This window comes from Kocuria subflava (genome assembly GCF_012163155.1).
In the GTDB taxonomy this organism is placed as follows: Bacteria; Actinomycetota; Actinomycetes; order Actinomycetales; family Micrococcaceae; genus Kocuria; species Kocuria subflava.
In genome coordinates this window covers 1-14,530 of record NZ_JAAVUN010000020.1, presented here as the reverse complement: position 1 = coordinate 14,530, position 14,530 = coordinate 1, and the positions used below count along the sequence as shown (strand labels likewise).

Below are 14,530 nucleotides of genomic sequence, written 5' to 3'. Positions count from 1 at the left end.
GCCACAGGTAGCCGAGACCTGGGCTGCCGTCTGGGCGGATCTGATGACAATTCAGATTCCAGCCGCGGACAAAATCATCCGCACAGTGGTGGTTTACCTGTTCATCGCTCTGTTGATCCGGGTGGCCGGCAAGCGCCGCATGGCCCAGATGAACTCCCTGGACCTGGTGGTTGTCCTGTTGCTCTCCAACGTGGTCCAGAACGCGATCATCGGCCCGGACAATTCACTGCTGGGTGGACTGGTGGGCGCAGTTGTCCTGGTGCTGACCAACTTCCTGCTGGAACGTGCCACTCACCGATCGCCTGCCCTGAGCCGCCTCCTGGAGGGGCCGTCCACGCAGTTGGTCACGGACGGGAGCCTGGACCGCGGGGCCATGCTCCGCCTTGGTCTCAGCCGCCAGGAGGTCGATGCCGCACTGCGCCATCAAGGTGCAGACACCCTCACGGAGGTGCAATCGGCCACCCTCTCCCCTGGAGGTGGCGTGGTGGTGACCCTGCGGCCTGAAGACCAGAACGCCAGCATCGGCGACCTTGAACGTGCCGTGGCTCAGCTGAACAGCAAACTGCACCAGCTGCTCATCCAGCAGGGGCGTGCATCATGACCACCGCGCGCAGTGCCCGCGCAGCATCCTGGTTCCTGGAGGGCAGCCGACCGTCGGCCGCCTACGTGGGGCCGCACCAACGCCCTGACCGCACGGAACAAACGCATCCGTGGTGGAAGGTCATGTGCCTGACCGGCGTGGACTACTTCTCCACCCTGGGCTACCAGCCAAGCATCGCCATCCTGGCAGCAGGTCTGATCTCCCCCTTGGCCACGCTGGTCCTGGTGGCGGTGACCCTGCTGGGGGCGCTGCCCGTCTACCGGTGGGTGGCCGCGGTCTCCCCACGCGGGGCCGGCTCCATCCACATGCTGGAACGCCTGCTGCCACGGTGGACGGTCAAGATCACGGTGTTGGTGCTGCTGGGCTTCACCTGCACGGACTTCATCATCACCATCACTTTGTCCTCCGCAGATGCGGCCGTTCACATGGTGGAGAATCCGTATCTGCCGGACACGGCTTCCCAGTGGCAGTTCTGGATCACCATTGGGTTGTTGCTGCTGCTGGCGGCGGTGTTCCTGGGCGGGTTCTCGGAAGCCATCCGCGTTGCCCTGTTCCTGGTTCCCCTCTACCTGGCCGTCAACCTGGTGGTGATCGTGGCCGGTGGAGTGCAGCTGTTCCAGCACCCGGACCTGCTGGGTTCCTGGTGGTCTGCGGCCATGGCCTCGCATGCCTCACCGTGGGCCGCAGTCGTCGTCGCACTGCTGGTGTTCCCCAAGCTGGCCCTGGGGCTGTCCGGTTTTGAAACCGGGGTGACCGTGATGCCGCAGCTCAGCGGCTCGGCCGGGCACCGCACAGGAAACCGGGGCAAGCACCCGGGCCGTCGGCTGCCGGGTGCCATGTCAACCGGCACCCGCGCCAAGGTGGTGGGCTCCCACCGTCTGCTGACGGTTCCGGCAGGCATCATGGCGTTCTTCCTGATGACCTCCTCCGTGGTGTGCACGGTGCTGATCCCGCAGGACGCTTTTGCAGAAGGTGGCCCCGCCAACGGACGCGCACTGGCCTATCTGGCCCACCAGATGTTGGGTGAAGGTTTTGGCACGGTCTATGACATCTCCACGGTGCTGATCCTCTGGTTTGCAGGTGCCTCCGCCATGGCCGGCATGCTCAACCTGATTCCCCGCTATCTGCCGCGCTACAGCATGGCCCCGGAATGGACCCGTGCCACCCGCCCCCTGGTGGTGGCGGTGCTGCTGGCTGGCTTGGTGGTGCCCTGGATCTTTGACGCCAACGTGGATGCCCAGGGCAATGCTTATGCCACAGGTGTGCTGGCCCTGATCACCTCAGCCGCGGTGGCGGTGACTCTGTCTGCCCGGGCGCATGGCCGCCCCCGGACCGCCCTGGCCTTTGCCGCTGTGCCACTGGTGTTCATCTACACGTTCGTGGACAACATCATCACCCGCCCGGATGGTCTGCACATCGCCCTGGTGTTCGTGGCCGTGCTGCTCATCATTTCCTTCGCCTCCCGCGTGTGGCGGGCTTCCGAACCCCGGGTGGACACCGTGACCTGGGACCAGCAGGCCCTGAGCTGGGTGCATGAAGCGGTGGGCCTGTCCGTGCGCCTGATTGCGCAGAAGCCGGAGGGCACCAGCGCCGGTGACTACTCGGAGAAGCTGCTGGACGAGTAGCGATGGCACGGCCTGATCGAAGGCCCAGAGGTGCTGTTTGTGGAGGTCAACGTCCGCGACCCATCCGATTTTGAGGACAAACTGCGCGTGACCGCCAAGCACGTGGATGGCCACCGGATGTTGCACGTGGACGGGTCATCCGTGGCCACCTGTTTGGCCGCGCTGTTCCTGGACATTGGCGAGCGCACGGGCCAGGTACCCCACGTCTACCTGGAGTGGTCTGAAGGAGAGGTCCTGCGCCGGGCCATTCACGACGACGACGCCCGCCCCGTGGTGCACGTGATGTGATGCCTTGCCGGGCTTCTGAGCCACCATGCCGCGCTCATTAAGCTCAGCTTTTGAAGGCAAAGAATCTTTAGCTGTACCGCAGTTTGATGCGGGCGTAAGTTCTTGGCCCATGGGAATTTTCTTCACCGGCATGTTGGCAGGCCTGGCCTTGATCGTGGCCATCGGCGCTCAGAACGCGTGGGTTCTGCGGCAAGGCATTCGACGGGAGCACGTGGCGATCGTCGTCGCGGTGTGTGCGCTGGCCGATGCCCTGTTGATCACGGTGGGAACACTGGGGATCGGGACGCTGGTGGAGCGCTTTCCCGGTGTGCTGGTGGCCCTGCGGTGGGGTGGTGCGGCCTACTTGATCTGGTTTGCAGTCCAGTCCTTCCGTTCGGCCTTTTCCGATCAGTCGCTGAACCAGGCAGATGCCCCCGCTGCCACCAAGTCAGCGGGACGCGTGCTGGCCACCACCCTGGCCCTGACTTTCCTGAACCCGCACGTCTACCTGGACACCGTGGTCATGCTGGGCAACTTGGCCAATCAGCAGGGAGATCTGCAGTGGATGTTCTCAGCGGGTGCGGCCACCGGTTCGGTGGTGTGGTTCTCCGTCCTGGGCATTGGCGCCCGGGCCCTGGCGCGGCCGTTGAACCGGCCGGGGACGTGGAAGGTGATTGACGTCGGCGTGGGTGTGGTCATGCTGCTCATTGCCGCCAAGATGGTCTTCATGGGCTGAGCGCACCCAAAGCTCTGCCGGAGCCCTCCCGCATGATGAGGGCATGAATCAACACGCTGATCCCCTGGCACCTGTGGAACGCACCTGGGAGGGCCTGGTTTTTGCCGGGCTCAGCGTGGACGGGTTCATTGCGCGGGCAGATCACGACATCGCCTGGCTGGAGGATCTGCCCGCAGCCCCGCATGCCCCGGCACAGGCGCACCCCCAGATCCCGGACTTTGACGATGTCCTGGCCACCTGCGACCACATGGTCATGGGCCGCGCCACCTATCAGAAGGTGCGCAGTATGGGCTTCTGGCCCTATGAACCGCTGCAGGTGATCGTGTTGAGCTCCACCCTGCCGGAAGATCGGGCCGATGGAGTTCTGGTGGTGGATGCCTCCGGCGCTGAGCCGGTGATCACCCCGGGCACCGCCAGCGGTGCGCAGATCCAGCTGGGTGGTTTCTGGATCCTGGAGGCAGCTGACAAGAGCGAGGCTCTGGATCTGGGTGCTCAGGCCTCCGCAGCCTGCCACCAGCCGGTGGAGGTCCGCCAGATGCAGGGCTGAGCGCCCGTCTCGGACCTGTCAGATCATGGGGACGTACGGTTTCAGCCCTGAAACCGTACGTCCCCCCATGATCTGGAACACCTATGACGCTGCACAGGGCGGGCACAGGTTGACCCCGCGTCAGCCACAGAGTGCAGCCATAGCTTGAGGATCAACACGGCCCCCGGCCTGGACCAACAGGACCGGAGGTGACCAACAATCCTCAGGAGCTCAACCCATGCTGTTCGGCAAGAAGACCCCGGAAACCACCTACCGCGATCCGTTTGGGATCCAGATGCACATGGTGGACGGCAAGCACGTCTATGAAGGCCGTGAGCTGCCCCGCCAGGATGACGAGGTGGTGGATCAAGGCCTGGGCTTTGACCTCCAGACTCTGGTCAACCGCCGCAGCGTGGTGTCCGTGATGGGCCTGGGTGCCGTGTCCCTGGGGTTGGCCGCTTGCGCCCCGAACTCGGGGGACTCGGCGTCGTCGTCGGCTTCTGCCACCGGCTCTGCGAGCGCAACGGCGGAGACCATTGAGGTGGACTCAGAGATCCCGGATGAGACTGCAGGCCCTTACCCCGGTGACGGCTCCAACGGCGCGGACGTGCTGGAACAGTCCGGTGTGGTGCGCAGTGACATCCGCTCCAGTTTCAACGGGGCCAGCGGTACGGCTGAGGGTGTGCCCATGACCCTGGAGCTGACCATTGCGGACATGGCTAACGGCAACAATCCCATGACCGGAGCAGCCATGTACGTGTGGCACTGCAACCGGGACGGCGAGTACTCCATGTACTCGGAAAACGTTGTGGACCAGAACTACCTGCGCGGCGTTCAGGTGGTGGATGGTCAGGGCAAGGTCACCTTCACCAGCATTTTCCCGGCCTGCTACTCCGGACGCTGGCCGCACATCCACTTTGAAGTCTACCCGGACCAGGCCTCCATCACGGACTCCACCAACGCCATTGCCACCTCCCAGGTTGCCCTGCCGCAGGACGTCTGTGACACGGTCTATGCCACCTCCGGTCATGAATCCTCGGTCACCAATCTGGCGCAGCTTTCCCTGGACACGGACAACGTTTTTGGCGACGACGGCGGGGCCACCCAGCTAGCCACAGCCACCGGCTCGGTGAGTTCCGGCTACAAGGTGTCCTTGACGGCACGCGTGGACACCAACACCGAGCCCACGGGTGGATCCATGCCGGCTGGCGGCGGCGGTCCCATGGGCGGTGCTCCGGCAGGTGCACCCGGGGCCTGAGTCCTGTTGCACGTCAGCCCCTGGACCGTGTCTGGAATCCATCTGATTCCTGACACTGTCCAGGGGTTTTGCATATGAATGAGGTTCCGGGGTTTGCCGGGCCGGACCCGGATCAAGACTGGGGCTGAACGGACTTCCACCTGGGCGCACCGTCTGATGAACTACCCCAAACGAGTCCAAGGAGGGGTGTGGTGTAGCGATCCCACGAGCCCGTCCTGGAACGCACCGGGGTGAAACCGGCAGGCCCCCGCGCAGTGCTGCGGGACTGGGCACCCACCTAAGGCGTCAACGGGTTGATCGGTCTGGTGTTCTCCGCCTCCGGCCCCATTGCGGTCACCTTGGCCGTGGGGGCAACGGGCGGATTGACGGCTGCGGAGCTTGCCTCCTGGGTGTTCGGAATCTTTCTCTCCGCAGGCCTTGCCACGTTGGTGATGTCCCTGCTCTACCGCCAGCCGTTCGGGTTTGCATGGTCCATCCCCGGCACCGTGCTGCTGGGACCGTCTCTGCAGCACCTCAGTTTTGCCCAGGTGGTGGGGGCATTTTTCACCTGCGGTGTGCTGGTCATGGCATTGGGTGCCACTGGCGTGGTGCGCCGGGCCATGGCGGTGATTCCCATGCCCATCATCATGGCCATGGTGGCAGCGGTGTTCCTGCGCTTCGGCACGGACATTGTGGCCGCCTCAACGGATGCCCCCGGTATTGCGTTGCCCATGGTGGCAGCATTTGTGGTGTTCTCAGCCGTGCCGGTCCTGGGCCGGTACGTGCCTCCCGTGTTGGCCACGTTGGTGGTGGGGGTGGCTGCGGTGGTGCTCAGCGGTCAGTTCCGATTCGACCCCGCAGGGCCGGTCACCGCTCAACCGATGTTCACCGTCCCGGAGTTCACCCTCTCCGCACAGTTGGAACTGGTGATCCCTCTGGCCATCACGGTGCTGGTGGTCCAGAACGGGCAGGGCATTGCGGTTCTGCGTGCTGCCGGGCATCAACCACCCATCAACATGTTTGCCGTGACCTCAGGGGTCTTCTCCCTGGTGAATGCCTCCGTGGGTGCGGTCAGCGCCTGCGTCACGGGGCCCACCAACGCGTTGCTGACCGCCTCCGGTGAACGCCACCGCCAGTACACGGCGGCTGTGACGTACGGAGTGTTGTCCCTGATCTGCGCGGTGTTCGCCCCGGCGTTCACCCGTTTCATGTTGGCCACCCCGGAGGCCTTCATCCTGGCCCTGGGTGGCCTGGCCATGATCAGAGCTCTGCAGAACGCGTTTGTGGGGGCCTTCTCCAAGCCGTTCACCTTTGGTGCCCTGGTCACGTTTGTGGTGACCGTCTCCGGGCTGGATCTGTTCAACATCCACGCAGCCTTCTGGGGGATTGTGATCGGTTACGTGGTCTCCCGGTTGATGGAACCCGCAGACCACCTGGGTCTGCGCAACTGACCAGGCCCAACCACGCCCCATGGACCGCTGCGTAGCGAGTTCTGCCGCCCATCAGAGCTGATGGACGGCAGAACTCACTGCTCAATCGGCTGGATCCGCTGGGGTCAGGCCTTCTGGGTGCGTGCGGCGTCGTCGTGCAGCATCCACATGTCCGGGCCAAAGATCTCGTACCGGATGTTCTGACCGGGCACACCGGCATCCACCAGGGCGGAACGGGCCTCCTGCATGAACTCCAGGCGCCCGCACAGGTAGACGTGGGAGTCCGGGGAGACACCCAGGGCGGAGAAATCCGGGCGGCCGGTGTGCTCCCCCTCCTCCGACTTGGTGGTCCAGCGCTCCAAGGTGCCGTTGGCCAGCTTGGACATGGCCTCGGTCTGCTCCGCCAGCAGCGGGGCGTCGGCATCTGTGGGGTCAACACGAATGGCACGCACCTCACGGGTGGAGCCATCGGCAGCCAGCTTGTCCAGGAAGGCCACCATGGGGGTCACGCCAATGCCCGCGGAGAGGAACACCAGGGGCGCTTCCGAATCCGTGAGCACCACGTCCCCGTACGGGTTGGAGATGGGCAGTTCGGCACCAACCTCCAGGGCGTGCAGCACAGGGCTGACCTCTCCGTCCATGTCCTTCTTGACCGCAATCCGGCGTGCACCCTCCGGGCCGGGGATCAGCGTGAACTGACGCGGCTGGTCAACGCCGTCGGACATGCGCGTCTGCAGGCTCACGTACTGGCCAGCAACCGCGGGGGTCTGCGGGGTATCATCTGCCGGTTCAAAAGTCAGCACCACGGTGTCCCCACCGGTCTCCGTGCGCTCGGCCAAACGGTAGGGCGCAAACATGACGTCATTGGCCTGACTTGCGTAGAGCCCGCGCTCCAACTTCAACAGGGCCTCAGCCATGAGCCAGTAGACCTCATCCCAGGCCTCAGCGATCTCCGGGGTCAAGGCATCCCCCAGGTCATCGGCAATGGCGCCCAAAAGGTGATCGTGCACAATCGGGTACTGCTCCTCCACAATGCCCAGGGAGGTGTGCTTGTGCGCCACCCTGGAAAGCATCTCGTCCGGGTAGGAGTCCGAGTGGGTCAGCAGGTGCTGGGCGAATGCGATCACGGAACCGGCCAGGGTCAGCGGCTGGGCGCCGGACTTCTGGTTGGCGCGGCTGAACACACCGTTGATCAGCTCCGGGTGAGCCTGGAACATGGAGTTGTAGAACTTGGGTGCGATCTCCGGCAAGCGCTCCACGATCACCGGCGCGGTGGCCTCGATCAGCGGTTTGGACTTCTCCGAGAGCATGGATCCTTCTTCCTCGGGCTCACACCCGGCGTCTTGGTGACAGGCCGTCATTGGCCAGCCGGATTGGACGCTACGACTCCCCACCCTCCCCCTCCTTGACCATGGTCAAGATTGGTCTCAGTTGCCGTGTTTTGTTGCCCAGGACAGTTTCAGGGCACTGGAACGGGAGCCGTGCGCACCGTCGTCGTGAGACTCAGACGCCCCAGGACTGCGGCCAGGAACACCAGCGCAACCCCCACGGCCATGATCACGGCGGTGGCCGTGATGCTCAGCGGAGAGACCACCACGCCCAGTCCCAGCACGGGTGCCTGGATGACGACGGCGGAGCCCACTGCCGTGGTGAGCAGCACCGCCAGGGGCTTGGTCAGCGTGAGGCGGCGAGCGCGGTCCATGGTGTTCAACGGCATGCCCACCAGATCCAGATTCCGCCAAAGCTGCGCACGATCCGTGACGGAGGCACTGTGGTCGATCAGGACAGCGCAGGCCACCGTGAGGAACCCGTAGAGCACGGTCACCACGGCACCGGTGCGCATGTCCGTGACCAAATGACCCAGGGTGGGGTCCCCCTCCGCAGTTGAGATCAAGGCCAGGCCTCCACCCACGGTCACGGCCACAAAGCCCAGGAGCACCACGGACTGCAGTTGCCTCCAGGAACCAGCGGGGTCGGCCAGGATCATGCGGGCAGCCACCAGGTGGTGTGCAGAGGTTGCGCGGCGGTGCATCCGTCCGGCGGCCTTGGCCACAATCCATGGACCTGCCCAGGTCATGGCCAGCATGGGGAGGCCAAAGATCACAGCACTCAGGGACACGGCCGCCAGGATTTCCGGCAACCCCACCAAGTGACGCCAGAACACGGCAATCGCCCCCACGGTCAGTGCGGCCACCAGAATGCGCGCCCAGTGCATGGTGGGGACGTTCCTGCGGGTGCGCACAGCCAGAGGTTCAATGGAGATCCGGCGCAGCCCCAGTGCGGAACTCCAGGCAGCCAGACCCACCAACACCGCACCGGCAGCCAACACCGCGTACAGAGGCAATGTCACGACCTGAGTCCCCACACGCTGTCCGTCCACGGAGAGCAGACCCAGCACGGGGATCAGACAGGCGTAGAGCAGTCCGCCCACCATCACGCCCACCAGGGCCTGCAGCGCGGCGGCCCCCACCACCAGGCACCGCAGCGTCCACCGGGAGGCACCCAACAGCCGCAATCCAGCCAGCCGGGAGTCCTTGCGGCGGGTGGACATCCTGGCGGCGGCCGCGGCCAAATTGATCAGCGGCAGCGCCAGGATGCACAGCGCCATGGTGGCCAGTGCACGGTAAACCACGGTCATGGTGGGATCCGCGTAGTCCACGGTCCAGTACGTACGCACACCTGACATCACGGACAGAAGAAGGCCACTCACCAGCGCATATGCCGCCACCGGCATACCCCAGGCTCGGTGATCGCGGGCGGATTTGCGCAAGAACAGGCGCAGCACGGCAGTGGAGACCACCGGTGCTCGGTGGGCCTGAATGGTGGAGTGGGTGCAGGCGCAGGCAGTCATGACCGCACCGTTTCGGCATGGACGTGGGTGGAGGATCCTGCCGTTGCTGAACCGTGGCCGCCGCCAACTGCGTGAGTGTCACCCACGATTTTTCCGTCACGCAAGTGGACCGTGCGTTCGCACTGTTCGGCCACCGTGTGGTCATGGGTGACCAGAACCAGGGTGGCCCCACGCTCACGGGTGGATTCCAACAGGGCGGTGAGAACCTCCGCGGAGGTCACCGAATCCAGGGCGCCGGTGGGCTCGTCCGCAAAGATCACTTCAGGCCCACACACCTGAGCACGCGCAATGGCCACGCGTTGTGCCTGTCCGCCGGAGATCTCCCCCAGCCGGCGTTCTTCCAGTCCTTCCAGTCCCAGGCGCTCAAGCCATGCCGATGCGGACTGGTGGGCGCTGCCACGGTCCACGCCGCACAGCATCAGGGGCAGCGCCACGTTCTCCACCACCGTGAGTTCATCCAGCATGAGCCCGGCTTGGAACACGAATCCAAAGTGCCGCAACCGCAGGTCCGCCCGCGCCTCCGGGCGCATCACATGAACGGGATCCGGGCCGTTGGCATTGTGGAAGTAGATTTCCCCGGACTGCGGGATCTCAATGCCGGCCAGCGCATGCAGCAACGTGGTCTTGCCGGAACCAGAGGGTCCCATGACGGCCAGTGACTGACCGCGCGGGATGGTGATGGACAAGCCGTCCAGTGCCACCGTGGGCCGGGTCCCGGTGGTTGATCCGTAGTGCTGGGTGAGATTCAGGGCTTGAAGGATCGGGTAGGTCATGCACCCAGGATGCGCCGCTCACCCCGTGTTGAACATCAGTCCACAGGATGGTCTCTGACCACCCGTTCTGCCTATTCAGCAGCCTTTTGTGGACTGCGAGGCACCTGGGTCATCCTCCGGAATGACCCACCGCACTCACCAGGATGATCGGCTCATACTCGGGACGTCTCCCGTCAGTGCAGCGCTCATGAGTCGAGTCACCGCACCTTCCGTCACGGGGACCGGGTTCGACGACGGCACGGCACTCATCACCCGCTGCACAGCCTCCGGGATGTCGGTCTCCCTCATGCCCAGATCTGCCAATCGGGTGGGCGCCCCCACCTGGTCCAGGAGTTCCGCCAGCATGATCACGGCAGCATGGGAATCAGGTGCCGGGGCATCAACGTCGTCGTCGTGGTGGGTGCCGGGGCTTGTTGGTGCTCTGGTCGGTGGTGCGGTCCTCGTGAGTGCTGTGGTTGTTGTGGGTCCGGGTCTGTGCCAGAGCGTCGGCCAGGCGCGCGGAGGCCACCGGTGCACCCGGTGCGTTGAGGGCCAGGACGTGAGGCAGGACCACCGCGTGGGTCTGGGCGTGCGGGAGGTTGAAGGCCCCGCCCAGGGTGTGGCAGATCTTGTGGTGCAGTCCGGATCCGGCGGAGGCAAAGGACACCGCCTCCAGGTAACACCCGTCGAGCGCCTGCTCGCGGGCGGAACGGTCCGCGGGATCCTCCACGATTCCCGGCAATGCTGTGGCCAACGCACGGGCACCCTCCAGGGCCAACGCCTGGTTGATGGGATCAGCCCGGGGCGCCCACAAGGAATCCACGCAGTGGGCCGAGGCGTTGATGCCGGAGCTCACAGAGATCTCCAGCGGGAGGTTTGTGAAGAGTTCGGAGTCGTAGACCACCGTGGCGGGCAGGACGTGCGGTGCGGTGCCCGTGGTCTTGATGTGGTTCTCGGTGATGCCCCACATGTCTGTGGCCTCGGAGCCGGCGTACGTGGTGGGGACGGCAATCAAGGGCAGGTGAGAGGTCAAAGCAATCGCTTTGCCCAGGCCAATGGCGGAGCCGCCACCAATGGCCACCAGAAGGTCCGCCTGCCCCTCCTGGGCGGCCCCGCGAGCGCGATCAGCAAGCTCCACCGGGACGTGCTGGGCCACCTCTGTCCATCGAACGGACACGCAGTCACACGGCACCAGGCGCAAGCCTGTGGATGCGTCACGTGCACTGGTGATCACCATGACCCTGCGGGCACCCAGGCGTTGGATTTCATGAATCAGATGTTCGGTCGCCAGCCCGGTGCCGAACACCACCCGTTGCCCCAGGGTGAGGTGGTTGAACACCAGGGGCACACCATCATTTCCGCTCACCAGCGCCGCCTTTGCCGTGGTTCTGCTTACTTTTCGCTACATCAACATGTTCAATCTAGCGCCACCGCTGCTGCTGTGGGTCACAACAGTCCCCACCCCGTGCAGAAAGTTATCCACAGGTGTGGAGAACATTGTGCACATCGTGAACCAGGTGCTGAAATCTTTCCGAACATCCGCGTGATCTGGCTGTCCACAGGCTTGTTCACACGTGTGGAATTACACGGATGGGAGTTGTCCACCGCTGTGGATGAACCCTGTGGACAGGGCTCATTGCCGGGGCGGCCGAGCGCGCTTGTGCCGAGCCAACAGGACTCCCATGGTTGCCGTGCCGGCCACCAGGCCACCCAGGTGTCCCTGCCATGAAATTCCCGGAACCAGGAACCCAAAGGCCACGTTGATGCCGATCAGCACCAGAATGCTGGTCAGATTCGATCGATGGTGTTTGGGTCCCCACAGCGTCACGGCCAACACCGCGCCGAACAGGCCAAAGATGGCCCCGGAGGCACCCACTGTGAGCGTGGTGGGTGGGGAGAGCAGGATCACCGCCGCGGACCCACCCAACAGGGAGATTCCGTAGACCAGCAGGAACCGCATCCGGCCCAGTTCCCCTTCCAACATGCGGCCAAAAATCCACAGGGTGTACATGTTCAGGGCCAGGTGCGCGGGATTGGTCATGGAGTGCACAAAGCCGCTGGTCACAATGCGCCAGGGTTCATCAAAAGCAACCACCGGAGCCAGGCCCAGCCAGTAGATGGCCTGCACGTTGACCAGCTGCAGCAACCACATCAGGGCATAGACCGCCACATTCACGCCGATCAAAGACCACGTGACCAGCATGGGATTGCTGTTGGCCAGCCTTCCGCCCAGCGGGGTCCGCACAGCGCGCTGGCCGGCCTGCGCCGATTTCACACACACGGGACAGTGCACACCCACCGCTGCCTGCACCTGGCAGTCCCCGCACACGGGGCGTCCACACCGCTGGCATCGGACACCGGTGACCCGCTCCGGATGCTGGGCGCACGGCTGCAACGCGGAGAACTCACCCCCGTTCGGCTCCGGCTGCTGCGGGTGGTTTGCGCCGTAGCTGGGCTGATCCATGCCTGGTCCTCACATTGCGCCTGGTGCTCAACACTTCTGGACTCCTGAGCCTAGAGCCGAGCTCTGACAGACGACTGAGGGCCCCGCCATTGGCGGGGCCCCCGAGATCACGCTGAGTGAGCAGCAGCTCAGATGGTCACAACTGCTCAGATGGTCACAACTGCTCGATGTCGATCGACTCGATCACGCAGTCCTCCACCGGGCGGTCCATGCCACCGGTGGTCACGGTGTTGAGCTCGTCAACCACCTTGCGGGAGGCATCGTCAGCAACTTCACCAAAGATGGTGTGCTTGCCGTTGAGCCACTCGGTGTTGGTGGTGGTGATGAAGAACTGGGAGCCGTTGGTCCCGCGGCCACCGCGCTTTCCGGCGTTGGCCATGGCCAGCAGGTAGGGCTTGTTGAACGAAAGCTCGGGGTGAATTTCGTCGTCGAACATGTAACCGGGGCCGCCCACACCCTGGCCCAGGGGGTCACCGCCCTGGATCATGAAGTCCTCGATGATGCGGTGGAAGATGACGTCCTTGTAGAGGGGACCTTCACCCTTTTCACCGGTCTGAGGGTTGACCCATTCCTGGGAACCGTCAGCCAGGCCGGTGAAGTTCTTCACGGTCTTGGGGGCGTGGTTGCCGAACAGGTTCACCACGATGTCGCCGTGGTTGGTGTGGATGGTCGCCTTGGCAGTTGCGTTAGCAGTCATGGGGCTCAGTATGGCACGTACGGGCCACCCCTTGGCATGCGATGTTGCAGTTGTGAACTCACGACGACGACGCTGCCGGTTCCGTTCAGCGCACAGTGAAAATCCGCGTGTGGTAGGGGTTTCACGCCGTAGAAGTGCACTGTCGATCGTGCTTGGCACCGGGCATGCCCGTATGCTGGGGCAGGAGACTCGTAACCCTAGGAGGGAGCTTCCATGAGCTTGTTCAAGTCCAAGGCCCAGAAGAAGGCCAATTCGCAGCAGAACGCCGTCGAAAACCGCATTGTTGACGCCGGTGACTGGATCGCCAAGGAAATTGGCGCCATTGCCCCCGCCCTGCAGAAGGGCGCAAAGTCCGGCGCAGCCACGCTGGCCGGCGGCGTGCACAACGCCGGTCCGTACGTGCAGGACGGCCTGGGCCGCGCACAGGATGCGGCTGGCAAGGCCCGCAAGGGTGCTGCCCCCGCACTGGCTGCCGTGAGCGCTGCCACCGATCAGGCTGTGTCCCGCGTGAAGAACACGGACCAGGCTGAGCGTGCTTCCAAGGCTTTCCACGACGGCAAGGATGCCGCATCCGCGCGTTACAACGCCGCCGCAGCCCAGCTGGCCGGCAAGTTCGCCAACGCGGACACCCCGGAGCAGCTGGAAGCCATTGTTGCCCGCCTGACCGGCGATAAGAAGGCTGTGGCCAAGGCACAGAAGGCTGCCGCCAAGGTTGCCAAGGATTACGCCAAGCAGCAGAAAAAGGCTGAGAAGTCCGGCAAGGGATGGCTGATCTTTGGTCTGGTTGTGGCTGGTGCCGTGGCCGGTGCCGCTGCTTTCAAGGCTTCCCGCCCCGTGCAGGATCCCTGGAAGACCCCGGCGTCCACCTCCCCGCGCGTGACCGCATCCCCCGTTGACCCCAACACCACCGTGGCCGCAGGCTCCGGCGTGAAGGTGGACGACGCCAAGGAGGCCTCCTCCCCCGTGGACGCCGCCAAGTCCGTGGCTGAGGATGCCAAGCACACCGCGCAGGACATCAAGGAGCAGATCCAGGGCAAGGACAACAACCAGGCCTGATCTTGCGTTCCTGAGCTGACGCAACAAAACCAGCGGCCCCGCACCTCTTTGTGAGGTGTGGGGCCGCTGGGTTTTGGTATCCGGGTCACCTTTCAAGGCTCTTCCTACCTGAGGTGGGGGTGAGTGAGCCCGCCGCCGATGAGCAGCATGCGTAGCCGGTAGTGCTCGCGGTTGCGGAAGCCTCGGGCGACGCGTCGGTGGAGCTCGATCAGGCCGTTGAATCTCCTATGTATGTCAAGCAGCCGCCGCAGGTGTGATCGTGGCGTTGAGTTGCCTGTAGATCTGACG

At 64.4% G+C, this 14,530-nt stretch carries 15 protein-coding genes; 8 read left to right on the top strand and 7 right to left on the bottom strand.

Going from position 1 to position 14,530, the window contains the following annotated elements:
* Positions 1-43: 43 nt before the first annotated feature.
* The 7 genes from GTW58_RS10080 to GTW58_RS10055 all read left to right on the top strand — a co-directional run bounded on the left by GTW58_RS10080 (position 44) and on the right by GTW58_RS10055 (position 6,443).
* Positions 44-601 (top strand): DUF421 domain-containing protein, encoded by a 558-nt coding sequence (locus GTW58_RS10080; protein WP_119933349.1) that lies wholly within the window; start codon positions 44-46, stop codon positions 599-601.
* Positions 598-2,226 (top strand): APC family permease, encoded by a 1,629-nt coding sequence (locus GTW58_RS10075; protein ID WP_232818087.1) that lies wholly within the window; start codon positions 598-600, stop codon positions 2,224-2,226. The genes GTW58_RS10080 and GTW58_RS10075 overlap by 4 nt, the downstream gene beginning before the upstream one ends.
* A 30-nt stretch (positions 2,227-2,256) precedes the next feature.
* Positions 2,257-2,514, top strand: coding sequence for a hypothetical protein (locus GTW58_RS14665; protein WP_245195195.1), 258 nt, complete (start codon positions 2,257-2,259; stop codon positions 2,512-2,514).
* A gap of 109 nt (positions 2,515-2,623) precedes the next feature.
* Positions 2,624-3,229 carry a LysE/ArgO family amino acid transporter gene (locus GTW58_RS10070; protein ID WP_232818085.1) on the top strand — a complete coding sequence of 202 codons (606 nt, stop codon included), beginning with the start codon at positions 2,624-2,626 and terminating at the stop codon, positions 3,227-3,229.
* Between the two features lie 43 nt (positions 3,230-3,272).
* On the top strand, positions 3,273-3,776 hold the full coding sequence (locus tag GTW58_RS10065; protein ID WP_119933348.1) for a YciI family protein: 504 nt from the start codon (positions 3,273-3,275) through the stop codon (positions 3,774-3,776).
* Positions 3,777-4,050: 274 nt separating this feature from the next.
* A complete protein-coding gene (locus tag GTW58_RS10060) occupies positions 4,051-5,013 on the top strand; it encodes an intradiol ring-cleavage dioxygenase (protein WP_232818089.1) in 963 nt (320 codons plus the stop codon).
* A gap of 293 nt (positions 5,014-5,306) precedes the next feature.
* Positions 5,307-6,443: a benzoate/H(+) symporter BenE family transporter gene (locus GTW58_RS10055; protein ID WP_119933346.1), complete on the top strand. Its 1,137-nt coding sequence runs from the start codon at positions 5,307-5,309 to the stop codon at positions 6,441-6,443.
* A gap of 104 nt (positions 6,444-6,547) precedes the next feature.
* Here GTW58_RS10055 and GTW58_RS10050 read toward each other — a convergent pair whose 3' ends face one another.
* The 7 genes from GTW58_RS10050 to GTW58_RS10020 form a co-directional block, all read right to left on the bottom strand.
* Positions 6,548-7,732: a globin domain-containing protein gene (locus tag GTW58_RS10050; RefSeq protein ID WP_119933345.1), complete on the bottom strand. Its 1,185-nt coding sequence runs from the start codon at positions 7,730-7,732 to the stop codon at positions 6,548-6,550.
* Between the two features lie 149 nt (positions 7,733-7,881).
* A complete protein-coding gene (locus GTW58_RS10045; RefSeq protein WP_119933344.1) occupies positions 7,882-9,273 on the bottom strand; it encodes an FtsX-like permease family protein in 1,392 nt (463 codons plus the stop codon).
* Positions 9,270-10,046, bottom strand: a complete 777-nt coding sequence (locus tag GTW58_RS10040; protein ID WP_052209789.1) for an ABC transporter ATP-binding protein — start codon at positions 10,044-10,046, stop codon at positions 9,270-9,272. Before GTW58_RS10040 ends, GTW58_RS10045 begins: the two co-directional genes overlap by 4 nt.
* Before the next feature lie 135 nt (positions 10,047-10,181).
* Positions 10,182-10,391, bottom strand: coding sequence for a hypothetical protein (locus GTW58_RS10035; RefSeq protein WP_483413987.1), 210 nt, complete (start codon positions 10,389-10,391; stop codon positions 10,182-10,184).
* A gap of 34 nt (positions 10,392-10,425) precedes the next feature.
* On the bottom strand, positions 10,426-11,391 hold the full coding sequence (locus tag GTW58_RS10030; RefSeq protein WP_342453309.1) for a maleylacetate reductase: 966 nt from the start codon (positions 11,389-11,391) through the stop codon (positions 10,426-10,428).
* Between the two features lie 267 nt (positions 11,392-11,658).
* A complete protein-coding gene (locus tag GTW58_RS10025; protein WP_119933341.1) occupies positions 11,659-12,489 on the bottom strand; it encodes a rhomboid family intramembrane serine protease in 831 nt (276 codons plus the stop codon).
* Positions 12,490-12,643: 154 nt separating this feature from the next.
* On the bottom strand, positions 12,644-13,186 hold the full coding sequence (locus tag GTW58_RS10020) for a peptidylprolyl isomerase (RefSeq protein WP_119933340.1): 543 nt from the start codon (positions 13,184-13,186) through the stop codon (positions 12,644-12,646).
* Between the two features lie 213 nt (positions 13,187-13,399).
* Here GTW58_RS10020 and GTW58_RS10015 point away from each other — a divergent pair, with 213 nt between their 5' ends.
* On the top strand, positions 13,400-14,242 hold the full coding sequence (locus GTW58_RS10015) for a hypothetical protein (protein ID WP_119933339.1): 843 nt from the start codon (positions 13,400-13,402) through the stop codon (positions 14,240-14,242).
* Positions 14,243-14,530 lie beyond the last annotated feature (288 nt).